The sequence below is a fragment of the Rhodococcus sp. 1R11 genome, assembly GCF_004563845.1.
Lineage (GTDB): Bacteria > Actinomycetota > Actinomycetes > Mycobacteriales > Mycobacteriaceae > Rhodococcoides.
Genome location: NZ_SPNG01000010.1, coordinates 133,860 through 157,233, shown reverse-complemented (window position 1 = coordinate 157,233; position 23,374 = coordinate 133,860). Strand labels below are relative to the sequence as shown.

The 23,374-nt window shown below is 65.1% G+C and carries 19 protein-coding genes; 17 read left to right on the top strand and 2 right to left on the bottom strand.

The genetic code is table 11. From position 1 onward, the window contains the following. Positions 1–189: 189 nt before the first annotated feature. Positions 190–864 carry a hypothetical protein gene (locus E4P29_RS18185; RefSeq protein ID WP_027495954.1) on the top strand — a complete coding sequence of 225 codons (675 nt, stop codon included), beginning with the start codon at positions 190–192 and terminating at the stop codon, positions 862–864. A gap of 63 nt (positions 865–927) precedes the next feature. Here E4P29_RS18185 and E4P29_RS18180 read toward each other — a convergent pair whose 3' ends face one another. Next, positions 928–1,875: an alpha/beta hydrolase gene (locus tag E4P29_RS18180; protein ID WP_135046581.1), complete on the bottom strand. Its 948-nt coding sequence runs from the start codon at positions 1,873–1,875 to the stop codon at positions 928–930. A 196-nt stretch (positions 1,876–2,071) separates the two neighbouring features. Here E4P29_RS18180 and shbA point away from each other — a divergent pair, with 196 nt between their 5' ends. Both shbA and E4P29_RS18170 read left to right on the top strand, forming a co-directional pair. Beyond that, positions 2,072–2,653: an RNA polymerase sigma factor ShbA gene (gene shbA, locus E4P29_RS18175; protein ID WP_135046580.1), complete on the top strand. Its 582-nt coding sequence runs from the start codon at positions 2,072–2,074 to the stop codon at positions 2,651–2,653. Positions 2,654–2,767: 114 nt separating this feature from the next. Further along, positions 2,768–4,414, top strand: coding sequence for a hypothetical protein (locus E4P29_RS18170; RefSeq protein ID WP_135046579.1), 1,647 nt, complete (start codon positions 2,768–2,770; stop codon positions 4,412–4,414). A 64-nt stretch (positions 4,415–4,478) separates the two neighbouring features. Here the strand turns inward: E4P29_RS18170 and htpG are convergent, their stop codons facing one another. Then, positions 4,479–6,404: a molecular chaperone HtpG gene (gene htpG, locus E4P29_RS18165; protein ID WP_135046578.1), complete on the bottom strand. Its 1,926-nt coding sequence runs from the start codon at positions 6,402–6,404 to the stop codon at positions 4,479–4,481. Positions 6,405–6,498: 94 nt separating this feature from the next. On the opposite strand from htpG, the gene E4P29_RS18160 reads away from it, so the two are divergent. The 14 genes from E4P29_RS18160 (at position 6,499) to E4P29_RS18095 (ending at position 23,374) form a co-directional block, all read left to right on the top strand. Further along, positions 6,499–7,614 (top strand): MBL fold metallo-hydrolase, encoded by a 1,116-nt coding sequence (locus E4P29_RS18160; RefSeq protein ID WP_135046577.1) that lies wholly within the window; start codon positions 6,499–6,501, stop codon positions 7,612–7,614. A gap of 55 nt (positions 7,615–7,669) precedes the next feature. After that, positions 7,670–10,063 carry an HAD-IC family P-type ATPase gene (locus E4P29_RS18155; protein WP_135046576.1) on the top strand — a complete coding sequence of 798 codons (2,394 nt, stop codon included), beginning with the start codon at positions 7,670–7,672 and terminating at the stop codon, positions 10,061–10,063. Between the two features lie 61 nt (positions 10,064–10,124). After that, on the top strand, positions 10,125–10,313 hold the full coding sequence (locus tag E4P29_RS18150) for an antitoxin (protein ID WP_135046575.1): 189 nt from the start codon (positions 10,125–10,127) through the stop codon (positions 10,311–10,313). A 76-nt stretch (positions 10,314–10,389) separates the two neighbouring features. Beyond that, positions 10,390–12,015 carry a Na+/H+ antiporter gene (locus tag E4P29_RS18145; protein ID WP_135046574.1) on the top strand — a complete coding sequence of 542 codons (1,626 nt, stop codon included), beginning with the start codon at positions 10,390–10,392 and terminating at the stop codon, positions 12,013–12,015. A gap of 29 nt (positions 12,016–12,044) precedes the next feature. Next, positions 12,045–13,226: an alpha/beta hydrolase gene (locus E4P29_RS18140; RefSeq protein WP_135046573.1), complete on the top strand. Its 1,182-nt coding sequence runs from the start codon at positions 12,045–12,047 to the stop codon at positions 13,224–13,226. Further along, a complete protein-coding gene (locus tag E4P29_RS18135; protein WP_135046572.1) occupies positions 13,223–14,395 on the top strand; it encodes a histidine kinase in 1,173 nt (390 codons plus the stop codon). The genes E4P29_RS18140 and E4P29_RS18135 overlap by 4 nt, the downstream gene beginning before the upstream one ends. Continuing rightward, the gene (locus E4P29_RS18130; RefSeq protein WP_135046571.1) at positions 14,392–15,195 is read left to right on the top strand and encodes a LytTR family DNA-binding domain-containing protein; all 804 of its coding nucleotides are present in this window, start codon (positions 14,392–14,394) and stop codon (positions 15,193–15,195) included. The genes E4P29_RS18135 and E4P29_RS18130 overlap by 4 nt, the downstream gene beginning before the upstream one ends. Before the next feature lie 13 nt (positions 15,196–15,208). Next, positions 15,209–15,568, top strand: coding sequence for a hypothetical protein (locus E4P29_RS18125; RefSeq protein ID WP_135046570.1), 360 nt, complete (start codon positions 15,209–15,211; stop codon positions 15,566–15,568). Positions 15,569–15,574: 6 nt separating this feature from the next. Continuing rightward, a complete protein-coding gene (locus E4P29_RS18120; RefSeq protein WP_135046569.1) occupies positions 15,575–17,317 on the top strand; it encodes a cation acetate symporter in 1,743 nt (580 codons plus the stop codon). Between the two features lie 201 nt (positions 17,318–17,518). After that, a complete protein-coding gene (locus tag E4P29_RS18115) occupies positions 17,519–17,818 on the top strand; it encodes a DUF485 domain-containing protein (RefSeq protein WP_135046671.1) in 300 nt (99 codons plus the stop codon). Further along, positions 17,815–19,446 (top strand): cation acetate symporter, encoded by a 1,632-nt coding sequence (locus E4P29_RS18110; RefSeq protein ID WP_135046568.1) that lies wholly within the window; start codon positions 17,815–17,817, stop codon positions 19,444–19,446. The genes E4P29_RS18115 and E4P29_RS18110 overlap by 4 nt, the downstream gene beginning before the upstream one ends. Before the next feature lie 84 nt (positions 19,447–19,530). After that, positions 19,531–19,962, top strand: coding sequence for an SRPBCC family protein (locus tag E4P29_RS18105; RefSeq protein WP_027495972.1), 432 nt, complete (start codon positions 19,531–19,533; stop codon positions 19,960–19,962). Positions 19,963–19,982: 20 nt separating this feature from the next. Continuing rightward, positions 19,983–21,614: a substrate-binding domain-containing protein gene (locus tag E4P29_RS18100; protein ID WP_135046567.1), complete on the top strand. Its 1,632-nt coding sequence runs from the start codon at positions 19,983–19,985 to the stop codon at positions 21,612–21,614. A 149-nt stretch (positions 21,615–21,763) separates the two neighbouring features. After that, complete coding sequence (locus E4P29_RS18095) at positions 21,764–23,374, top strand: VWA domain-containing protein (RefSeq protein ID WP_245154392.1); 1,611 nt, start codon at positions 21,764–21,766, stop codon at positions 23,372–23,374.

Here is a 23,374-nt window from a genome sequence, read left to right as displayed (position 1 = left end):
CAAACTCTGCGCACCCTTTACGAACCAGCTGGTACTTGAAAACTGTTGTGTCCCTTTTGGGTTGATACGTTCGATCGTTGTACGGATCGACCCCGTTCGTTCATCTCGGGTTCGCCTCACTCGCGTGTTCCACCCATAGCTTTTCGCTGCTCGGTATCGAGAGATGGACACGACGAAAGACTGAGGAACATGAAGCTGACTCGATTCGCGGCAACGTCCGCATTGGTCATTGCAGCGATGACGACCGCCATGGGCACCGCCTATGCGGATCCGGCCCCGGCTCCCGCCGCTGCCGTCGGGTGGAACGTCACCCAGGCCGGCAACCAGGTCCTCGTCGACACGACGGCCGGCACCCTGAGCAACGAAGACAACCACCTGGTCGTCCGTGACGCCAACGGCGCACTCGTCGACTCCGTACCGCTCGCCATCGCCGCCGACGGATTCTCGCACCCCGTCGCTGCCGACATCGACGGTAACCACGCCACTCTGACCGCTGATGTCTCGCCTGCCGCCGCAACCCCGGTCTCCACCTCCCTTCCCGGCCTGCAGCAGGTCGACCTGCCCGCCGCAGTCGCAGGCGTCAAGGACAACCTCAGCCTCACCGCCTCCGTCGGTGGATTCCTCGGTGCTGCAACCGGAATCGTCGGCGGATGCATCCTCGGAATCATCACCGGAGTCGTCGTGACCGCACCGGTCGCAACTCTTCTCGGAGCAGGCCCCATCGGCGGCTGCGTCATCGGCGCGATCGCCCTCGGTGCCATCGGATCGCTCGCCGGCACCTCCGCCGGTGGCCTCGGCGCGGTCATCGGAAACGCCGGACAGTTCATCCAGCTGCTCAACGCTCCCCCCGCCGTCAAGAAGTAACTTCCGACGGTAGAACTGTGGCCCGCACCGGATATCCGGTGCGGGCCACAGTCGTCGGTAGGTCTAGCGGGCCAGTTCCAGATCCCCCACGTGAGCGCGCCGAGCTGCCGTCACGAGTTCGACGATGGCGTCGGCCACCTCGTGTGCTCGTTCGAGAATCACCATGTGTCCGGCCTGCGCGATACGTACCAACCGTGCGTCGGGAAGATGGGCGGCGAGGGTTTCCGAGTGTCGCATCGGCGTCATCAGATCGTCCGAACCGCAGAGCACCAGGGTGGGAATCGAGGCCAGTGCAGCCAGACCGGTCACTTCGTCGAGACCGCGGAACGCGCCGAGGAAGCCGGCCATCGTCACGATGGACGTGTCGCCGAGCATGGCCGTCGCCAGCGTGACCACCCGCGGGCTGACTTTGTGGGAGCCGCATCCCGCCGTCCTGACGATGGGGGCGCAGACCCCGCGACTGAGCCGCTTGGCACCCGACATCAGTCGAGGGGCGCGTCGAACAGCTGCCTGAAACGCCGACACGGCCGGATGCGCGAGGCAACTACCGAGGCCGTCATCGGTGATCCCGCCCGCGGACGTCGCGATCAACCCGACCCCGACCAGGCGCGAGCCGACGGCATCCGGGTACTGACGCGCGTAGGAGAGCGCCGTCATGCCGCCCATCGAGTGTCCGATGACGACAAACGGCCCCACCGGAACGACAGCGCGGATCACGTCGGCCAAGTCCTCGCCGAGCTGATCGATGGTGCAGCTGTCCGGCGTTGCGGCGCCGGACTCGCCGTGGCCGCGGTGGTCGTACAGAACGATTCGGGTGTCCTCGCCCCAGACATCCTCGACGTGGGTGCGCAGCTCGGTCCACGACTGCATCCGCAGGCAGTGTCCGTGTACGAACACCACGGTCAGAGCCGCATCGGGCCGTCCGAACTCGCGCACTGCAAGCGTGGTGCCGTCCCCGGCGGCGACGGTGCTCCGACGACCGACCAGGTGGTTCTGCTCACTGGTACTCATGTGCGCTCCGCGGTGTCAGGGTCACGTGACGCGACGTGGATGTTGTCCGGTACGTCGCTCATACGACACGCCGTGTTACCTGAGTCACATTTTTCTCGAATGTGGTACCCGGTCCGACCAAGCCGAACGGTCGGCTGCCTCGAAGTACTGGTGAGCGTTCAGGTGAGGGCGCGCGTTGCCAAGAAGGAGATCGGCCATGAGCACTTCCATGGACACGCTCGAAGACGTCGTGCCGCGGGCCGTCGCGGGTGACCGCGCCGCACTCGAACGCGTACTGGTGTTGATCCAGCCTCCGATTCGCCGCTACTGCGCTGCCCGCATCGGCAATCTCGATGTCGCGGCCGACGACGTGGTGCAGGACGTCTGCCTCGCTCTGGTCACCGCGATACCCAAGTACCGCGACATGGGCAAACCGTTCATGGCATTCGTCTACGGAATCGCTGCTCACAAACTGGCCGATGCCGGCCGACGATCGGCTCTGCGGCAGACGTTCTCGACGGCCGAGCTGCCCGAGGAAGTGTCGGGTGAGGACGGTCCCGAGCAGGTCGCGCTGGGCGACGAACTCCGCTCCCATGCGCAGGCCCTGATGAACACCCTGCCCCCGAAGTACAGCAAGATCATCCTGATGCGAGTGGTGTGGGGCCTGACGGCACCGCAGACCGGCGAAGCTCTGGGAATGACGGCCGGTGCAGTGCGGGTGGCCCAGCACCGGGCGATGAACATGCTGCGTGCCGAACTGTCGAACTTCTCGCTACTGGCGGCCCGCACAGCCGCCTGACACCGCCCGGTGGACGGACTTTCCGAGACGTATGTCCGATAAGCCGGTTCGATTAACACCAGCTACATCGGCTCAAGACACGTCGGCAACGTGGCGGTTCTACGTTACTGAGCCATGACCGCCGTACAGCCAGCGCCGACAGACACCGCGCTGAAAGAGACGCTCGAGGACTACACGCTGCGCTTCGCGCCGCGTAGCTACCGTAAATGGGGAACCGGTGTTGTCGCGACGTCCGCGCTCGGCGGCATCGCGTATCTCGCGGATTTCGCCATCGGTGCCAATATCGGAATCTCGTACGGAACCGGCAATGCACTGTGGGGCATCCTGGTGTTCGCCGTCGTCATCTTCCTGACCGGCCTTCCGCTTGCCTACTATGCGGCCCGTTACAACATCGACCTCGACTTGATTACGCGCGGAAGCGGATTCGGCTATTACGGATCGGTCGTCACCAACGTCATCTTCGCGACGTTCACCTTCATCTTCTTCGCGCTCGAAGGCTCGATCATGGCGCAAGGACTCGAACTGGGTCTGAGTATTCCGTTGCCCATCGGGTACGCGGTGTCCACGATCATGGTGATTCCGTTGGTGATCTACGGCATGAAAGCCCTTGCCAAACTTCAGGTCTGGACGACCCCGCTGTGGCTCGTCCTGATGGTGTTGCCGTTCGTGTACCTGGTGATCAGCAATCCCGACTCGGTGGGCGAGTTCTTCGCCTATGGCGGTCAGGACGGGGCCGACGGCAAGGGCGTCAACGTCGGATCGGTGATGCTCGCCGCAGGCGTGTGTCTCTCGCTCATCGCGCAGATCGCCGAGCAGATCGACTACCTGCGTTTCATGCCGCCCAAGACTCCCGAGAATTCCCGACGCTGGTGGACTGCAGTGCTTCTCGCCGGCCCCGGCTGGGTCATCTTCGGTGCCCTCAAGCAGGTCGTCGGCCTCTTCCTCGCCGTGTACCTGATCGCCAACGTCGTCGACGGATCCACCATTGCCAACGAGCCGGTGCACCAGTTCCTGGAGATTTACGAGAACTTCATGCCGGGTTGGCTCGCAATGACCCTCGCGGTGATCCTGGTCGTCATCAGCCAGATCAAGATCAACGTGACCAACGCGTATTCCGGATCGCTGGCGTGGACCAACTCCTACACCCGCCTCACCAAGACGTATCCGGGCCGCATGGTGTTCGTGCTGTTCAACCTCGCGATCGCGCTGATCCTGATGGAAGCCAACATGTTCGACTTCCTCAACAGCATCCTCGGCTTCTACGCCAACTGCGGTATCGCGTGGATCGCCGTGGTGGCCTCGGACATCGTGTTCAACAAGTACATTCTCAAGCTCTCGCCCAAGGTGCCCGAGTTCCGACGCGGCATGCTCTACAACATCAACCCGGTCGGCTTCGGATCGATGGCGGTATCGGCGATCCTGTCGATTCTGGTGTTCTTCGGGGCATTCGGATCTGCGATCAAACCGTATTCGCCGATCGTGGCTCTCGTTCTCGCGCTGGTGCTTCCGCCCATCCTGGCGATGGCGACCAAGGGCAAGTACTACCTGCGACGCACCGACGACGGCATCGATCTGCCGATGTTCGACGAGCACGGCAACCCGTCCGACGAACTCGTGATGTGCCACGTCAGTGGCATGGAATTCGAGCGACCCGACATGATCGCGTCCAACGTGCCGGGGCCCAACGGGGAGAAGCAGTACATCAGTTCACTGTCGCTGAGCACTGACAAGACGGGGGAGCACATCCTCCCTCCGCAGTGACCCACCCATGTGAGTGGAACTTCGTAGCAGGCTACGAAGTTCCACTCACATGCGGCGCAGCCGCTCAGATGGTGCGCGTCAACCGATCGGCGAGCAACTTCGAGAACTTCGCCGGATCCTTCAGCTCGGTACCCTCGGCCAGAAGTGCCGTCGCATAGAGCAATTCGGCGGTCTCGGCGAGGTGTGGATCGTCGCTACGATCCTCGCGAGCCTTCTTCAGTCCCGTCACCAGGTCGTGGTTCGGGTTGAGTTCGAGGATGCGCTTGGAGGTCGGCACGAACTGGCCCGACGCCTTGTACATCTTCTCGAGCTGCGGGGAGAAGCTGAACTCGTCGCCGACGACGCAGGCCGGTGACGTCGTCAGGCGCGTCGACAGACGTACCTCCTTGACGTCCTCGCCGAGGGTGTCGGTCAGCCAGGTGAGCAGGTCGGCGAATTCCTTGTCCTGCTCCTCGCGCTTGGCCTCGGACTCCTTCTTCTCCTCTTCGGTGTCGAGGTCCACCTCGCCCTTGGCGATGGACTGGAACGACTTTCCGTCGAAGTCGGTGACGTTGCCGACCCACACCTCGTCGACCGAGTCGGTGAGCAGCAGGACTTCGAGGCCACGAGCCTTGAACGCCTCCATGTGCGGCGAGCTCTCGATCTGCTGACGGGATTCGCCCGTCATGTAGTAGATCTGCTGCTGGCCGTCCTTCATTCGGTCCACGTACTCGGCGAGGGTCGTCAGACCCTCTTCCGAGTGGGTGGACGCGAACGACGAGATGCCCAACAGGGTTTCGCGGTTGTCGGCGTCGGAGATCAGGCCTTCCTTGAGGACCGTGCCGAACTGCGACCACAGCGTCTTGTACTTGTCGGGCTGCTCGCTCTGCAGCTCCTTGACCGTGGAGAGCACCTTCTTGGTCAGGCGTCGACGGATCGCGCGGATCTGCCGGTCCTGCTGCAGAATCTCGCGAGAGACGTTGAGCGAGAGGTCTGCTGCGTCGACGACACCCTTGACGAAGCGCAGGTACTCGGGCAGCAGTTCCTGCGAGTCGTCCATGATGAACACGCGCTTGACGTACAGATGTACGCCGGCCTTGCTCTCGCGCATGAACAGGTCGAACGGTGCCTGCGACGGAATGAACAGCAGCGCTTGGTATTCGAACGTGCCCTCGGCCTTGAACGGGATGACCTCGAGCGGCTCGTCCCAGGCGTGGCTGACGTGCTTGTAGAACTCCTTGTATTCCTCCTCGGACACCTCGTCCTTGGATCGGGTCCACAGCGCCTTCTGCGAGTTGATCGTCTCGGTCTCGATGGTGACCGTGTCCTCGCCGCCCTCCTCTTCGCTCTTGACGCGCTTCTCGACGTCGATGCGAATGGGCCAGGCGATGAAGTCGGAGTACTTCTTGACCAGTTCCTTGATCTTGCGCTCGGACGCGTAGTCGTGGAGGTGGTCTTCCTCGTCGGCGGGCTTGAGAGCGAGCGTCACCGAGGAGCCCTGCGGGGCGTCGTCGACGTCGGTGATCTCGTAGGTGCCCTCGCCGGTGGACTCCCACTTGGTGGCCGTGCTCTCACCGGCCTTGCGGGTGAGCAGCGTGACCTTCTCGGCCACCATGAACGTGGAGTAGAAGCCGATGCCGAACTGGCCGATGAGTTCCTCGGAGGCGGCGGCGTCCTTGGCTTCCTTGAGCTTCTTGCGCACCTCGGCGGTGCCGGACTTGGCGAGGGTGCCGATGAGGTCGATGACCTCCGAGCGCGACATTCCGATGCCGTTGTCCCGGATGGTGAGGGTACGAGCGGAGGAGTCGATATCGATCTCGATGTGCAGATCCGAGACGTCGACGTCCAGATCCTTGTTGCGGTACGACTCCAGGCGCAGCTTGTCCAGCGCGTCCGAGGAGTTCGAGATCAGTTCACGGAGAAAGCTGTCCTTGTTGGAGTAGATGGAGTGCACCATCAGATCCAGGAGCTGACGCGTCTCCGCCTGGAATTCGAGCTGTTCGGTACTCAATGTCTCCCCTTCTAGCAGCAAAACCGACGCAAATATTCTACGGCAAGGCTACGGGTGAGCTGCGAAGACGTCGGCGCCGCCTACTGTGGTGCCCGTGACGAAGACGAAGTTCGTAGCAGGAGCAACCGCAGCGTTGGGTGGGGCATGGTTGGCGCGTGCGCTGTGGGGTCTTCCGTCGGCCATCGGTGCCAGGAGAGTGCACATCACTCCGTACGCGGCCGGGTCCCCGCGCTACCGCGACCGCCGATTCCACAACTCCGACCCCAGTTCGAGTTACGTCCCGGGTCGCGGCGAGAAGGGGCAGAAGAACATGCTCGTCTCGCTGTTCACCGAGCGAGGTAAGGGCAGGCCGCAGCGGCCGATTCCACTGGCACCGCCGATCGCGCCGGTGGATGCGGGCGAGCTGGCGGTCACCTGGTACGGACATTCGAGTGTGCTCGTCGAGGTCGACGGGTATCGCATTCTCGCCGATCCGGTGTGGAGCAAGCGCGTGTCCCCGTCCTCGGTGGTGGGGCCGGCACGGCTGCATCCGACCCCGGTCGCCCTGACCGATCTACCTCGGGTCGACGCCATCGTGATCTCCCACGATCATTACGACCATCTCGACAAGGCGACGGTGCAGAAGCTGGCGAGCACGCAGTCGGCCCCCTTCGTCGTGCCGCTGGGCATCGGCGCGCACCTGCGCAAGTGGCGGGTGCCGGGTGAGCGCATCATCGAACTCGATTGGGACGAGCAGACGGCCATCGGTGGGCTCACCGTCACGTGCACCGAGGCTCGTCACTTCTCCGGACGCGGCCTGACTCGCGATTCGACGCAGTGGGCGTCCTGGGCGTTCGCCGGTCCGGTGCGACGCGTCTTCTTCGGCGGCGACACCGGTTACACACCGAAATTCGCAGAGATCGGCAGCAAGTACGGGCCCTTCGACCTGACGCTTCTTCCGGTCGGGGCCTACGACGTGCGCTGGCCGGACATTCACATGAATCCCGAGGAGGCTGTCACCGCGCATGTCGATCTGACGCCGTCGGGGATGTTCGTGCCGATCCATTGGGCGACGTTCAACCTGGCATTCCATCCGTGGTCCGAACCGATCGTGCGACTGCACGCCGCTGCGCAGGACGTGGGTGTGCAGGTTGCGGTACCGATGCCGGGCCAGCGAATAGACGGCATGAGAACGCTGCACGACGATCGCTGGTGGACCCGTCTGGGCTGAGGCCGCTCCAGGCAAGGAGTGGAGCCTGCAGGAACGACCCAACTAGGCTGCACCCATGTCTATCGACGCCGATGCACAGCGGGACACCGGGCTGACCGAGGCGGAGGTCGCCGCACTGCGGGCCGAGGGGAAATCGAACGACGTCCCCGCTCGCGCGTCACGTTCGGTCCGCGACATCGTCCGGGGCAATGTGTTCACCCGAATCAACGCGATTCTCGGCGTACTGCTGATCATCGTGCTCTCGACGGGCTCGGTGATCGACGGCATGTTCGGGCTGTTGATCGTCGCGAACAGTGGCATAGGAATCATTCAGGAGATCCGCGCCAAGCGCACGCTGGATCGGCTGGCCATCGTCGGCCAGAACAAGCCGCAGGTGCGACGCGACGGTGTCTCGCAACAGATTCCGCCCGACGAGGTCGTCCTCGGTGACATCGTCGAACTGGGCCCCGGTGATCAGATCGTCGTCGACGGCGAGGTGATCGAGACGGCGAGCCTGGAGATCGACGAATCGTTGCTCACCGGCGAGGCCGATACCGTGCACAAACTCGAAGCAGCGCAGGTACTTTCGGGCAGCTTCGTCGTTTCGGGCAGTGGGGCCTATCGGGCGACGAAGGTCGGACGCGACGCCTACGCGGCCAAGCTCGCCGAGGAGGCCAGCAAGTTCACCCTGGTCAAGTCCGAGCTGCGCAGCGGTATCGACAAGATCTTGAAATTCATCACTTACCTGATGATTCCGGCCGGCGCGCTGATCATCTACAACCAATTGTTCTCCAGCGGGCAGGCTTTGAAGCCTGCCTTGAACGGCATGGTCGCGGCGCTCGTTCCGATGGTCCCCGAGGGTCTCGTCCTGATGACGTCGATCGCGTTCGCGGTGGGTGTCATCAGGCTCGGGCAGCGGCAGTGTCTGGTGCAGGAATTGCCTGCCATCGAGGGGCTCGCGCGCGTCGACGTGGTGTGCGCCGACAAGACCGGCACGCTCACCGAGAACGGCATGCGGCTCTCGGAATTGGTGGTGATCGACGAGCGCGACTCCGGCTCGGTGACAGAAGTTTTGGCGTCTCTGGCGCACGACGATCCGCGGCCCAATGCCAGTGTGCAGGCCGTTGCCGAGGCATACCCCGACGCGCCGGGGTGGACGCAGAGCGCGGTGGCTCCGTTCTCCTCGGCCAAGAAGTGGAGCGGTCTGTCGTACGGTGAGCACGGTAACTGGCTGCTCGGTGCTCCGGACGTGTTGCTCGACCCGACTTCGGAGACCGCTCGACAGGCCGAAGATGCCGGGTCCAAGGGCTTGCGGGTACTGCTGCTCGCCAGTAGTGACCTCGCCGTCGACGACACCGCGGCGCCGGGAGTCGTCACGCCGCGGGCTCTGGTGATTCTCGAGCAGAAGGTGCGCGAGGACGCCCGAGACACGTTGGAGTACTTCGCAAGTCAGCACGTTCAGGTCAAGGTCATTTCCGGGGACAACGCCGTGTCGGTCGGCGCGGTCGCGGGCTCGCTCGGTCTTCCGGGCGGCGACGCCCCGATCGACGCACGTGACCTGCCCGAGGATTCCGAGCAACTGGCCGACACCGTGCAGAACTCGACGACGTTCGGCCGCGTTCGGCCGGACCAGAAGCGTGCGATGGTGGGCGCGTTGCAGTCTCGTGGCCACACCGTTGCGATGACCGGTGACGGCGTCAACGACGTGCTCGCACTGAAGGATGCCGATATCGGTGTCTCGATGGGCTCGGGTAGTGCAGCCACGCGTGCCGTCGCGCAGATCGTGTTGTTGGACAACAAGTTCGCCACCCTGCCCTACGTGGTGGGGGAGGGGCGACGCGTCATCGGCAACATCGAGCGCGTGTCCAACCTGTTCCTGACCAAGACCGTGTACTCGGTGTTGCTGGCGTTTCTCATCGGTCTCTCGGGAGTGCTGTCGCAGGTCTTCCATTTCGAGCCGATCCCGTATCCCTTCCTGCCGAGGCACGTGACCATCGCCGCGTGGTTCACCATCGGCATTCCGGCGTTCGTGCTCTCGCTGGCCCCGAACAACGAACGGGCACGCAGCGGGTTCGTCTCGCGGGTGATGCGATTGGCCGTTCCGTCCGGGTTGATCGTCGGCTCGTGCACGTTCGTGTCGTATCTGCTGGCCTACGCGGGTCCGAACGCCTCCGAGACCCAGGTGACCCAGGCGAGCACCACCGCCCTGATCACGCTGATCATGATCGCGCTGTGGGTGTTGGCCGTCGTTGCGCGGCCGTACAACTGGTGGAAGGTGGTGCTGCTCGCGGGATCCGTCGGCGGCTACCTGCTGTTGTTCGCAATCCCGTTCTGCCGCACATTCTTCAAACTCGATCCCTCGAATGTCGGTGCCACCACGAGCGCGTTGATCATCGGCGCTGTCGGTATCGCACTCGTCGAGATTGCCCACCGGTTCGGATCTGTGTTGCGCAACCGAACAACTGGGTGACGGCCGGAACGAAACGTAGACTGAGGGGCGTTCCGTTTCACCCGACTGGCAGGAGAGTTTCATGGGCTTCGCAGACAACTTGAAGGGCATGGTCGACAAGGGCAAGGACCTTGCGGCAGAGAACGCGGACAAGATCGACGACGTCGTCGAGAAGGCCGGGGACTTCATCGACAACAAGACCGGCGGCAAGTACGCCGACAAGATCGACAAGGTGCAGGAAGCAGCCAAGAAGGCAATTCCGGACAAGTAGGTCGATTCGGACCGTCCACCCGGTGTTCGGGTCGTCGGTGGTGCCGTAGGGCGCTGCGGACGGCAGAATCGGGCGGGTGGACGGACCGGTACTTCTTCTCGTAATCATCTTCGCGATCGCGGTCGCGGGATTCGCCGAACGTCTGGACCTGCAGGTCCCGCTCGTCCTGGTCACCGTCGGATCCATCGCATCGTTCGTGCCCGGCGTGCCGCACATCAGTCTCTCGCCCCAGCTCATCCTCGGCGTCGTGCTACCGCCGTTGCTCTATTCCGCGGCACTGAACTACTCCTTCGTCAGTTTTCGCCGCAACTTCGGCCAGATTCTGCGACTCGGTCTGGTGATGGTGATCGTCACGACCGTGGCCGTCGGGTATTTCGCCAACCTGCTCGTTCCCGAGCTGACTCTGGGTGCGGCCCTCGTGCTCGGTGCCGTCGTGGCCCCGCCCGACGCAGTCTCTGCGACTGCCGTCGGCCGTAAGCTCGGCCTGCCGGCACGGATGATGGCCATCCTCACCGGGGAGAGCCTGGTGAACGACGCGGCTGCGTTGACTCTGTTCACCTTGACCGTTGCGTCGGTGACGGGCAGTCGTATCGAACTCGGTTCACCGGTCCTGTTCTTTCTGTACGAGATCGTCGGCGGCGTGCTGGTCGGATTCGTCCTCTCGCGCATCGTTCGTTTCGTTCGAAACCGGATCGCCGACTCGGCGCTCGAGACGGTGCTCGGACTCGTCCTACCGTTCGCGGCCTATCTGGCGGCGGAAGAAATTCACGCGTCCGGCGTGTTGGCCGTCGTCACCGCAGGGTTCGTACTGGGCCGCGTCACGGCCGATGTGTCGGTCTCGACCCGGGTGCAGGAGCGCCAGGTGTGGCCGACGGTGGACCTGCTGCTGGAAGCATTCGTGTTCGCGTACATGGGCTTACAGCTGAAGTTCGTCATCTCCGAGGTGCAGCGTGAGGGACTTCCGGTGCATCACATCTTCGGGTACGCGCTGCTGGTGTTGCTCGTGGTCATCGTCGTGCGTCCGGCCTGGATCTTCTTCAATTCGGGCAGAAATCTGCTCTTTCGCACGGTGTTTCGCCGCGAGGGGGTGGCCGACGGTCTGACGTGGCAGCAGAACCTGGTGTTGTCGTGGGCCGGGATGCGCGGAGTGGTGACTCTCGCTGCAGCAGCGGGTGTCCCGTTCACCACCGTGCTCGGCGACGAATTTCCCGGGCGGGCGGTGATTCAGGCGGTCGCGTTCGTCGTCGCGGTCGGAACGTTGTTGCTGCAGGGCCTGACGCTTCCGCTGCTGATCCGCCGACTCGACGTCGCCGATCCACTCGAGCAGCAGCGCACCGACAATCAGCGATTGCTCTCGCAGGCCATCGCCCGTACCGCCGCCGAGACCTACCTCGAGCGTGCTGCGAAGGACGGAATCGCGGGCGTCGACAGCGATCGGGTGGCCGAGGTGATCGCGCGCGTGCGACGGTCGGTCCGGGCCCGGATGGACGCGGACGAGACCGAGGACCGCGAGAAGCGAATCGCAGCGGCCGGCGCGCTGTTCGACACTCTGCGACACAATGTCCTGGTCGCACAGCGGGCCGCACTGATCGCCGCCCGCGACTCGGGGGAGTTGGACGACGAAGCCCTTCGCGCAGTGTTGAATGGGTTGGACGTGGAAGAGATTGCGGCCGAGGCACGCATCGAACGACGCACGACGTAGACGACGAACACAGTGGGAGCGCTGAGACAGTGAGGTCGACCGGACTGGTGGTCGCCGCGGCACTGGTGTTCGTCCTTGCCGCGTGCGGCTCGCCTACCGTGCCTCCTGCCGTTCCGGCCTCCACGTCGATCCCGGCACCCGAGGGCTCCGAGCGCGGGTCGATCGTCTCGTCGATGCCACTCGGTCAGGTCGACATCGGTGTTGCATTTCTGGGCGGATCCGTCACGAAGATCGTCTACCGCACCACCGACGGCGTCACCGGAGGCGGAACCGACACGTCGGCAACGGTGTTCGTGCCCAAGGGTTCTGCGCCTGCGGGCGGTTGGCCGATCGTCTCGGTCGGGCACGGCACCACCGGTGTCACCGACGAGTGTGCGCCCTCGCTGTATCCGAACCTGTTGGGCACCATCGGCTTGGTGACGCCGTTCCTCGAGCGCGGCACCGTCGTGGTGGTGACGGACTATCAGGGTCTGGGGACCCCGGGAGATCCCGCGTATCTGAACGTCGACGCAGCGGCCTACGACGTCATCGATGCGGTGCGCGCCGCGCGTACCGTGGTGCCCGACGTCGGAACCCGGTGGGGTGCCATCGGCACTTCTCAAGGGGGACAAGCAGTCTGGTCCGCTGCCGAGCGCAATGCGGACTACGGCGACGGCCTGGAACTGGTAGGAGTCGCTGCGTTGTCGCCCGCAGCCGATCTGACGCGGTACTTCGCAGCCGACACCGAACAGACCCTGTCCCGTCAGTTGCTGGTGCCGTTTCTCTACGAGGGTCTGCACGTCACGGATCCGAGCGTCGAGCGCTCGGACTACATCCGCGGCTCCTTCGCCGACAACGTGACCGCGCTGACGGCCTGCAGCGATCTGCTCGGTTTCTCCAAGGCCGACGCCGGAGCAGTCATCGATCCGGCCGATGCCGTCCCGGCTGATGACCGGGCCGCGAATCGAATGACGGACTGGCTCCGATCGGTGGCACTGCCGACGTCCCGCACCGATGTTCCGCTGTTCGTTCTGGTCGGCGAGCGCGACGACCTGATCGATCCGCAGTGGACCCGCGACGCCGTGGCGAAAGCCTGTGGACTCGGCGACGACGTGGAACTGCGTTCGGAACCCGAGCAGGGGCACGCGGACCTGGCCGCCAACGGTATCGGCGTCGACTGGCTCGTCGAGCGCTTCTTGAACGTTCCGACCAGCGGGACCTGCGCGCGATGACCGCGGCACTGGCGTGGATGGCGGTGATCGTAGCGGCGATCGTCACCGCCATCGCGCTGATCAGCCTGCGTGGGCGACGCGATCTGACCACCCCCGAGGAGCGTGCGGTTCATGCCACCCTGCATACCGCGTCGTTGGCCGCAAAGCCGCTGCGGAACGGTCTCGATGCCCGCTCGGCCGCCGCCGCTGCTCCGCATCTTCGCGTCCTGACCGGGGCGGATGCACTGGGTATCTGCGATCCGAGTGCGTCGCTGCTGGCCTGGGACGGGCCGTGGCAGGAGTTGACGCCGGCGTTCGTGGAGGCGGCCAGACGCGCCGTCGACGGGCAGCGGCGCGTGCTGGTGCGGCTTCCGCTCGGCTCGATCCACGAGGTCAAGGCCCTGGTGGTGCAGCCGTTGATCGACGAGGATTCGCCGGTGGTGGGGGTACTCGGTGCCGCGGTGGTGGCCGAGCCGGGGCCGGGCATGCTCGGGGCTATCGCCGAGGTCGCGCGCTACGCGTTCGGCCAGATCAAACTCGCCGAACTCGACGCGTCGAGGGCGCGATTGGACCGCGCGGAGGTGCGTGCGCTCCGGGCGCAGATCAGCCCGCACTTCATCTACAACGCGCTGGGCACCATCGCGTCGTTCGTCCGTACCGACCCGGATCGGGCACGGGAACTGGTGCTCGAATTCGCCGACTTCACCCGGTACTCCTTCCGCAACGCCGGGGAATTCACCGTGCTCGCCGACGAACTACGCAACATCGATCGGTACCTGACGCTCGAACGGGCCCGGTTCGGCGATTCGCTGCAGGTCACCCTGCAGGTGGCTCCCGAGGTGCTCGGGGTGGCGCTGCCGTTTCTGGCGCTGCAGCCACTGGTGGAGAATGCCGTCCGGCACGGATTGTCGGGCAAGGCCGACGGCGGTCGCGTCACGATCATCGCCGCCGACGAGGGCACCGACGCCGTGATCAGCATCGAGGACGACGGAGTGGGAATGGACCCCGAGGTATTGCGATCGGGCAGCCTGCACACCGAGGATGCCGCCCACGTGGGACTGGCGAACGTGGACGATCGGCTGCGGGCGGCCTTCGGAAACGACTACGGTCTCGTCGTGGACACCGCACCGGGAGCAGGCACGAAAGTGAGCCTTCGGGTGCCCAAGTTCAGGCCGGGGGTGCGGGCATGACGCATCCTGCGAACTCCGGTGCGGCGCGCGGGCTGGTGGTGCTGGCGGTTGACGACGAGCGGCCTGCCCTCGACGAACTGGCTTTCCTGCTGCGTGAGCAGGAGGCCGTGTCCGAGGTCTACACCGCGCAGGACGCGACCACCGCACTGCGCCAACTCAAGCAGACCTCCGGTCAATCCGTGGTCGATGCAGTGTTTCTCGACATCAACATGCCCGGCCTCGACGGCCTCGAGCTCGCCGGAATCCTGTCGGCGTTCGCTCGGCCACCTGCCGTCGTGTTCGTCACCGCTCACGACGATCGGGCGTTGGCCGCCTTCGACCTGGGTGCGGTGGACTACCTCCTCAAGCCGTTGCGCGACGACCGATTGGCCGAGGCCGTCCGACGTGTTCTGCTCGCCCGTCGTCGCCCTGCCGAGTCGGCCGAATCGGCTGCCGACGAGGTCATCCCGGTCGAGCTCGGTGGAACCACCACGCTGGTGCACCGGTCGACGGTGGCGTGGGTCGAGGCCGACGGTGATTACGCGCGGCTGCATACCGCCACCGGCTCTCATCTGGTGCGTATTCCGATCTCGGCTCTCGAAAGCCGTTGGGCCGATGCCGGTTTCCTGAGAGTGCATCGTTCGTATCTGGTGTCGCTTCCGTTGGTCACCGGAATCAGAAGCGTGGGTTCGGGCTTGGTGGTGTGCCTGCGGGCCACCGGCACGCTGCCGGCCTGCGAACTCCCGGTGAGCCGACGGCACACCAGAGAACTCAAGGACCGGCTCGTGCGCGGTCCGCTGCAGTCGTGGTCGTCGCGGTGACGAGAGGTGCGCGGTGAGTCAGCCGCACCGGGAGCGGGTGGTGCTCTCGCAGCGCCGCGGCGCGCGCCTGGTGCGTACCCGCGTCGAGGTGCAGGAGCAAACCGAGGTGGGCGACGCACTGGTGCGAAGCCTGGTGCGTGCGCAGCTGTTGCTGTCGCTGCGGCTTGCGGTGATGACGTTGTCGATCCTGTTCGCGATTCCCCTGCTGGGCATGCTGCTCACCCGTCTCACCGATGTCGCGCCCTTCGGTATCGGATTGCCGTGGTTGCTGCTGGGGGTGGCGATCTATCCGTTGCTGTTCGGCGTCGGCCGCGCGTACGTGCGCCGCGCCGAGCGTAACGAGGCCGAGTTCGTCGTCCTGGTCGAGGACTAGACACCGGTGAACGGATCCATTCCCGTCGCGACGCTGATCGCGTTGATCGTGGCCGCGGGGGCAACCGTCGGTATCGGGGTCTACGGAGTTCGGTTGGCCCGCACCACCTCCGACTTCCTGGTGGCCTCACGCACCGTCGGACCGCGGTGGAACGCAGCGGCCATCTCGGGTGAATACCTTTCTGCCGCATCGTTTCTCGGTGTCGCCGGGCTCATCGCAAAGTACGGTGCCGATGCGCTCTGGTATCCCGTCGGCTTCACCGCAGGCTATCTCGGTCTGCTGCTCTTCGTCGCCGCTCCACTGCGCAGGAGCGGCGCGTACACGGTGCCCGACTTCGTCGAATTCCGGCTCGGCGCACCATGGTTGCGTACCGTGGCCATGCTCGTGGTGGTGGTGATCTGCGCGCTGTATCTGGTGCCGCAGTTCCAGGGCGCAGGCCTGACGCTGAACATCCTCCTCGGAGTGCCGGGCTGGGTGGGAGCACTGGCGGTCGGTCTGATCGTCATCGCGAACGTCGTCGGCGGCGGAATGCGCTCGATCACCTTCGTGCAGGCATTCCAGTACTGGCTCAAGCTCACCGCGATCGCCATCCCCGCACTGGTGCTGACCGTCCACTTCTTCGCCGACGACCGCAGCGTCGGGAGCGCGGCCCCGCCGACCGTCGCCGAGCAGACCCGGGTCGACATCACCACCGACGTGCTCGTGCAGGTCGACTCGCCGATCGTGGTGTCCGTGACCGGAACCCTGGACGAGCAGAGCGTCGACGGACGGGTGAATCTCGACGCCGGCGAACACCGGCTCGGGTCCGGGACGCTACTCACCCTCGACGCAGGCTCGCCGGTTCCGGTGGTCGCCGGCGCACCGACCACCGACCGCGCGTGGGCGATGCCCGGCGGGGGACTGGGCGGTCAGCACCCGCTCTACCAGGTGTATTCGCTGATCCTGGCCACGTTCCTCGGCACCCTCGGGCTGCCGCACGTGCTGGTGCGGTTCTACACCAACCCCGACGGGCGAGCCGCTCGACTCACCTCGTTGACCGTGCTGGCGCTGCTCGGCACGTTCTATCTGTTCCCGACTGTCCTGGGAGTGTTCGCCCGGCTCTACGTGCCGCAATTGCTGATCACCGGTGCCTCCGACGCCGCAGTGTTGCTGCTGCCCGGCTCCGTGCTGTCGGGGGTACCGGGCCAGTTGTTGGCCGCACTCGTGGCCGCCGGAGCCATCGCCGCGTTCCTGTCGACCTCGTCCGGCCTGCTGGTCAGCATCGCCGGAGTGCTGAGCACCGACGTGCTCTCGGGCAAGGTCCGAGACTTCCGCGTCGCGGCCGTCCTTGCGGGCGCAGTGCCACTCGCACTGTCGATCGGCGTTGTCTCACTGGATCTCTCGCGTACCGTCGGGCTCGTGTTCGCCGTCGCCGCGTCCACACTGTGTCCGTTGCTCGTGCTCGGGATCTGGTGGCGCGGACTGACGGCGGCAGGAGCCGCGGTCGGGCTGTTCCTCGGCGGCGGTCTCTCCCTCGTCGCCGCGTCGATCTCCGTCGTCACCCCCATCTCCGACGGCGTCCTCGGTGGCTGGGCGGCAGCGATACTCGGCTACCCGGCCGCGGTCAGCGTGCCCGTGGCCTTCGCCGCGATGATCGTCGTCAGCCTCGCCACCCGAAAAACGGTGCCGCCGGACATCTCCCGCATCTTTGCCCGACTGCACCTGCCCGAAGGCCTCGACATGGGCAAAGACCGAGAGCGCGAGCTGTAGCGAGAGGCGGCCGTTCGTCGGGTCTGCGCTACCGCTCGTCGCACACTCCCGCAGCCCGCCGTGTGATCGACGCCACCCCCTGATGTTGTGACCTGACTCTCATTACAGTTCCGAGTCAGCTACAGCTCACATCAACTTCAGGAGTCCAAGGTGACCGCACCGGAAACCAATTCGCCACCGGACGCGCAAGCGTTCGTCGACATGCAGGCCAGTCCCGAGTTCCAGGAACTCCGGCACCGCCTGCGTAGCTTCGTGTTCCCGATGGCCGGGTTCTTCCTGGTCTGGTACGTCGTCTACGTACTGCTCAGCACCTACGCCGTCGACTTCATGTCGACCAAGGTGTGGGGCAACATCAACGTCGGTCTGCTGCTCGGCCTCGGCCAGTTCGTCACCACGTTCGCCATCACCGGCATCTACGTGCGGTTCGCCAACCGTGAACTCGATCCTCGCGCCGCAGCCCTGCGCGCCGAAATGGAAGCCTCCCAGGGAGCGAAGCGATGATCCTCGCGCAAGCAGCAAGCACCACGGTCGGTGAACCGATCGTCAACATCGCGATCTTCGGCGCATTCGTCCTCATCACGATGGCCGTCGTCATTCGCGCCTCCAAGAAGAACGCGACGTCTGCGGAGTTCTTCACCGCGGGCGGCGGATTCTCCGGACCGCAGAACGGCGTCGCCATTGCCGGTGACTACCTCTCCGCGGCAAGCTTTCTCGGTATCGCCGGTGCCATCGCCGTCTACGGCTACGACGGCTTCCTGTACTCCATCGGTTTCCTCGTCGCCTGGCTCGTCGCGCTCCTGCTCGTCGCCGAATTGCTCAGGAACACCGGCAAATTCACGATGGCGGACGTGCTGAGCTTTCGGCTCAAGCAAGGCCCGGTTCGTACCGCGGCCGCCCTGTCGACGCTGACGGTGTCGCTGTTCTATCTGTTGGCTCAGATGGCAGGTGCCGGCGGACTCGTCGCACTGCTGCTCGACATCTCCGACCGCACCGGGCAGTCCATCGTCATCGCCATCGTCGGTGTGTTGATGATCGCGTACGTGCTCATCGGCGGCATGAAGGGCACCACGTGGGTGCAGATCATCAAGGCCGTTCTGCTCATCGCCGGTGCCGCATTCATGACCGTGCTCGTGCTCGCCAAGTTCGGCCTCAACTTCTCCGAGCTCCTCGGCAGCGCGCAGGCGATGGTGTCGAGTTCGACCGATTCAGCAGTGAATGCCCGTGACGTCATCGAGCCCGGTGCCCAGTACGGCGGCAGCGCCACCTCGAAGATCAACTTCCTCTCGCTCGGTATCGCCCTGGTGCTCGGTACTGCAGGTCTGCCGCACGTGCTGATGCGCTTCTACACGGTGCCCACCGCCAAGGAAGCTCGTCGCAGCGTCGTGTGGGCCATCGCGCTCATCGGTGCGTTCTACCTGTTCACCCTCGTGCTCGGCTACGGTGCCGCAGCGATCGTCGGACCCGACCGCATCCTGGCCTCGGCCGGCGGTCAGAACTCCGCAGCTCCGCTGTTGGCCTTCGAGCTCGGCGGCGTCATTCTGCTCGGCGTCATCTCGGCGGTCGCCTTCGCGACCATCCTGGCCGTCGTCGCCGGATTGACGATCACCGCGTCGGCGTCGTTCGCTCACGACATCTATGCAAGCGTCATCAAGAAGGGCAAGGTCGACGACAAGAAGCAGGTCAAGGTCTCGCGGATCACGGCCGTCGTCATCGGCATCCTGGCCATCGGCCTCGGCATCCTGGCCAACGGGCAGAACATCGCCTTCCTGGTGGCACTCGCGTTCGCCGTCGCGGCAGCAGCGAACCTGCCGACCATCCTGTACTCGCTGTTCTGGCGTCGCTTCACCACCACGGGCGCACTGTTCAGCATGTACGGCGGCCTGATCTCGACGATCGTGCTGATCATCTTCTCCCCGGCCGTGTCGGGATCCAAGACGTCGATGATCCCCGGCTCGGACTTCGCGTGGTTCCCGCTGTCCAACCCCGGCATCGTGTCGATCCCGTTGGCATTCATTCTCGGTATCGTCGGAACGCTGATCTCGAAGGACACCGAGAACACCGACAAGCAGGCCGAGATGGAGGTCCGCTCTCTCACCGGCATCGGTGCGGAGAAGGCCAGCGCCCACTGATCCACCTGTAGAACTGTTCGCGAAGTGCCCGTGTGAGCAAGGCCTCACACGGGCATTTTTCGTCCAGCGGTTACCATCCCTGCTGTGGCCAAGCTGAAGGTTTCCCTCGACGTCCCGCTGACACCCGAGCAGACGTGGGCGCACGCGTCCGATCTGTCCGGCTACGAGCAGTGGCTCTCCATCCACGAAGCGTGGCGCGGTGAGCTGCCCGAGCAGCTGGCCGTCGGCACCACCCTGGACTCCATCGCCAGCGTGAAGGGCATGCGCAACCGCGTCTCGTGGAAGATCGAGTCCTACGATCCGCCCAGGAAGCTCGAGCTCAAGGGCAACGGCAAGGGCGGAGTGAAGATCGGGCTTGACCTGTCGGTGAAGTCCAAGGGTGACGGGTCCGAGATCACGATCGACGTCAATTTGGGCGGTGCCCCGTTGTTCGGACCCATCGGGTCCGGTGTCGCTCGCGCGCTCAAGGGCGACATCGAGAACTCGCTGAAGACGTTCGTCAAGATCTACGCCTGACGGTGTAGGAGTGGAGATGCATGCCCGGTAGGCACAGTGCGCCGTCGTCCGCGACGGGCAGCAGAGGGTTCGCCAAGTACGTCGTCGTCGCCGTCGTCCTGCTTCTGATCGTCGCAGGCGGAGTGTTCGTGGCGCAGAAGGTCTTCGGCAGCGACTGCGGTGATCCGTCGAACTACACGTTGGCTGCCGATCCCGCGATCGCACCGGTACTGCAGAAGATCGTCGACGACTCCTCGCCCGAGGATCTCGGTTGTGCCGAGGTGACGGTGACGGCGATGGAGTCGGGTCAGGTGTCGGCCGCAGTGGCCAAAGGCGACGACGTTCCCTCGCTCTGGATTCCCGATTCGTCGCTGTGGGTCGGCAAGACCGTGCGATCGACCGCCTCGCTGATCGACCTGGCGAGCCAGTCGGTGGCGAGCACCCCGGCCGTCCTCGCAACCCGCAAGGACGAGGTTCCGTTCTTCGACACGTGGCTCACCGCACTGAAGCTCGAAGGTCTGCGCATCGGTAATCCGTTGGCCAACACCATCTCCGACGCGGCCATCCTCGGGGCGGTCGCCGAGGCCGGTGGGGACGAGAAGGCCCTCGATGCGGTGTCGACGGCGCTCGTGCCGATCGCTCAGGCTCAGGCCGCCACCCGCGGTGAGGCCGATCCCACCACCCGGTTGGACGATCTGGTGGCCGACGGCGGCGTGGCCGTGGTATCCGAGCAGACGATGTTGCAGTACCGAACCGACACCGGTGTCGAACTCGGTGCGACGGTGCCGCCGACGGGCAGTATCTTTCTGAACTTCCCGCTGGCCGTCACCGAGCCTGCAGGCGAGCGGCACGACAGTGCGAAGTCGGTCGGCACCGCACTGGCCGCGGTCATCGAATCCGATCGAGGGCGGGAGATGTTGTCCGAGGCCGGTTTTCGGTCGGAAGACAACGCGCCCCTCGATTCCGATCGTGGTATCGGTGCCGTCGAGAGTCTGGCGATCGGAGACCAGCAGGCTGCCGAATCGGTGTTGCGTCAATATCAGGTGCTGGCGCTTCCGTCGCGAACGCTCGTGATGGAAGACGTGTCCGGCTCGATGAACTACAGCGCCGGCGCGAACACTCGGATCGCGATGACGGTGCAGGCCAGCGAGACCGGAAACCGACTGTTTCCCGACAATGCGTCGATGGGATTGTGGGCCTTCTCCATCGGACTCGGCGGCGGCGATCAGGATTACCGTGAGCTGGCACCGATCCGGCGCATGGACGAGAAGGTGGGCAACACGACCCAGCGGGAAGTGCTGCTGCAGCAGACCCGCACCCTTCCGTCCCTGGTCGGTGGTGGAACCGGGCTGTACGACACCACGTTGGCCGCGTTCCGCACCGTGCAGCAGGGCTACGACCCCGACGCGGTGAACAGCGTCATCATCCTCACCGACGGTGCCAACGAGGATCCGAACAGCATCTCGCTCGACGAGCTGTTGGCCACACTGCGCACCGAACAGGACCCGTCGCGTCCGGTCGTCATCGTCACCATCGGTATCACCGACGACGCCGATGCCGGTGTGCTGCAACAAATTTCTGCTGCTACCGGGGGTACCAGCTTCGTGGCGCGAAACCCGGCCGAAATCCCGAACGTCTTCGTCAATGCGCTGAGAAGCCGTTCCGGTCGGTGACGGGAGCGGCTATGCTGTGCGCCGCGTGCTCTCCGTCACCTGGGGTAGTGCGGAGCAGTCCCGCAACACAGGCGTGTCGGGGGTAGTAGTAGGGGGCGAAGTCGATGTCAGGACGCCACAGCGGCAGTAGTCGCAGGTTCAGCCCTGTCGTGACCTGGGGCGCGGCCGCTCTGGCGGTAGTCGTGGTCGCGGCCGGTGGCTGGTTCGGCGTCCAGGCCGTACGCGCAGCGGGTTCGGACTCGTGCGAATCGCTCGACACGGTCTCGCTCGCGGTGGACACCTCGATCGCCGAACCGGTGCAGCAGATCCTCGGCCGGGCGGGCGAGGTGGACCGCGGCTGCGTCGACTTCGAAGTGCGGGCCGAGCGACCCACCGACACGGCGACCGAGATCGCAGGCACCGACGAGAATCGCCCCGACCTGTGGATCCCGGACTCGACGTTGTGGCTGCTCAAGACCCTGCGCTCGACCGGAGCCCTGCCCGAACTCGCCAAGACGTCGGTGGCGAACACGCTGCCCGTGCTGGTGTCGGCCTCCGATACCGCTCCGGTGGCCGACACCTGGCTCAGCGTGCTGCAGATGCCGGGCCAACGCATCGGTGATCCGCTCACCAGCAGTGCCTCCAACGCTGCGATCCTCGGTGCACTGGCCGAGTCCGAGGTCGCGATCTCCGACGCCAAAGCCGTGTCCGCCGCTCTAGTGCCCATGGCACAGGACTTTGGCCGGATAGCCGACACGCCCCACGACACCCCGGACCTCGTCGCCCAGGTGGCGACCGAGGGCGGCACCAGCGTCGCCACCGAACAGGCCGTGCTGGCCTACGAAGCAGCGAACCCCGGATCGGCGCTCACCGAGTCGGTGCCGCCGACGGGCAGCTACTTCCTCAACTACCCGCTCGCCGTGACGGCTCCGGCCGGACCGGAGTACGACCGTGTCAAGGCAGCCGGGGCCGCGTTGGCGTCGGTGCTGGCCTCGCAGTCGGCGACGGACACACTCGTCACAGCAGGCTTCCGAACATCGAGTGGAACCCCGCTGACGGGCGGCAGAGGCGTCGGCTCGGTGGCCGCGTTGGAAATCAAGAATCCGCTGTCGATCGAGACGACGTTGCGCGACTGGGCCGTGCTCGCGTTGCCGCTACGGACCCTCGTCGTCGAGGACGTGTCCGGTTCGATGGCGGCGAAGTCCGGCGACTCCACCCGCATCGCGTTGACCGTCGATGCCTCGCTCGGTGCCAACGACCTGTTCAGCGACCAGACACAGATGGGGCTGTGGGCCTTCTCCATCGGACTCGGTGGTGGAAAGCAGGACTATCGAGAACTGGTGCCGCTCGGCCCGGTGAGCAACACGTTCGACGGTAAGCCGCAGCGTCAGGCCATTCTCGATGCGGTCCGTGGGCTACCGGCTCTGGTCGGAGGCGGAACCGGGCTCTACGACACCACTCTTGCGGCGTTCCGACGTGTCAAGGAGGGCTACGACCCGGACTACGTCAACAGCGTCATCATTCTCACCGACGGCGCGAACGAGGACAACGGCAGCATTTCCCTGGACCAGCTTCTCGCCGCCCTGCAGAAAGAGCAGGATCCGGTGCGTCCCATCGTGATCATCACGGTCGGCGTCACCAGCGACGCTGATCCGGTTGCGTTGCAGCAGATCTCGGCGGCCACCGGAGGAACGAGCTATGTCGCGGAGGATCCCCGCGATATCCCGGACGTGTTCGTCAAGGCGTTGAACTCGCGCACCGAGCGTCTCGCGGGGGAGTAG

Coding starts and splice junctions, on each gene's coding strand:
- E4P29_RS18185 (WP_027495954.1), top strand. CDS start 190: ATGAAGCTGACTCGATTCGCGGCAACGTCCGCATTGGTCATTGCAGCG.
- E4P29_RS18180 (WP_135046581.1), bottom strand. CDS start 1,875: ATGAGTACCAGTGAGCAGAACCACCTGGTCGGTCGTCGGAGCACCGTC.
- shbA (WP_135046580.1), top strand. CDS start 2,072: ATGAGCACTTCCATGGACACGCTCGAAGACGTCGTGCCGCGGGCCGTC.
- E4P29_RS18170 (WP_135046579.1), top strand. CDS start 2,768: ATGACCGCCGTACAGCCAGCGCCGACAGACACCGCGCTGAAAGAGACG.
- E4P29_RS18155 (WP_135046576.1), top strand. CDS start 7,670: ATGTCTATCGACGCCGATGCACAGCGGGACACCGGGCTGACCGAGGCG.
- E4P29_RS18150 (WP_135046575.1), top strand. CDS start 10,125: ATGGGCTTCGCAGACAACTTGAAGGGCATGGTCGACAAGGGCAAGGAC.
- E4P29_RS18135 (WP_135046572.1), top strand. CDS start 13,223: ATGACCGCGGCACTGGCGTGGATGGCGGTGATCGTAGCGGCGATCGTC.
- E4P29_RS18130 (WP_135046571.1), top strand. CDS start 14,392: ATGACGCATCCTGCGAACTCCGGTGCGGCGCGCGGGCTGGTGGTGCTG.
- E4P29_RS18115 (WP_135046671.1), top strand. CDS start 17,519: ATGCAGGCCAGTCCCGAGTTCCAGGAACTCCGGCACCGCCTGCGTAGC.
- E4P29_RS18110 (WP_135046568.1), top strand. CDS start 17,815: ATGATCCTCGCGCAAGCAGCAAGCACCACGGTCGGTGAACCGATCGTC.
- E4P29_RS18100 (WP_135046567.1), top strand. CDS start 19,983: ATGCCCGGTAGGCACAGTGCGCCGTCGTCCGCGACGGGCAGCAGAGGG.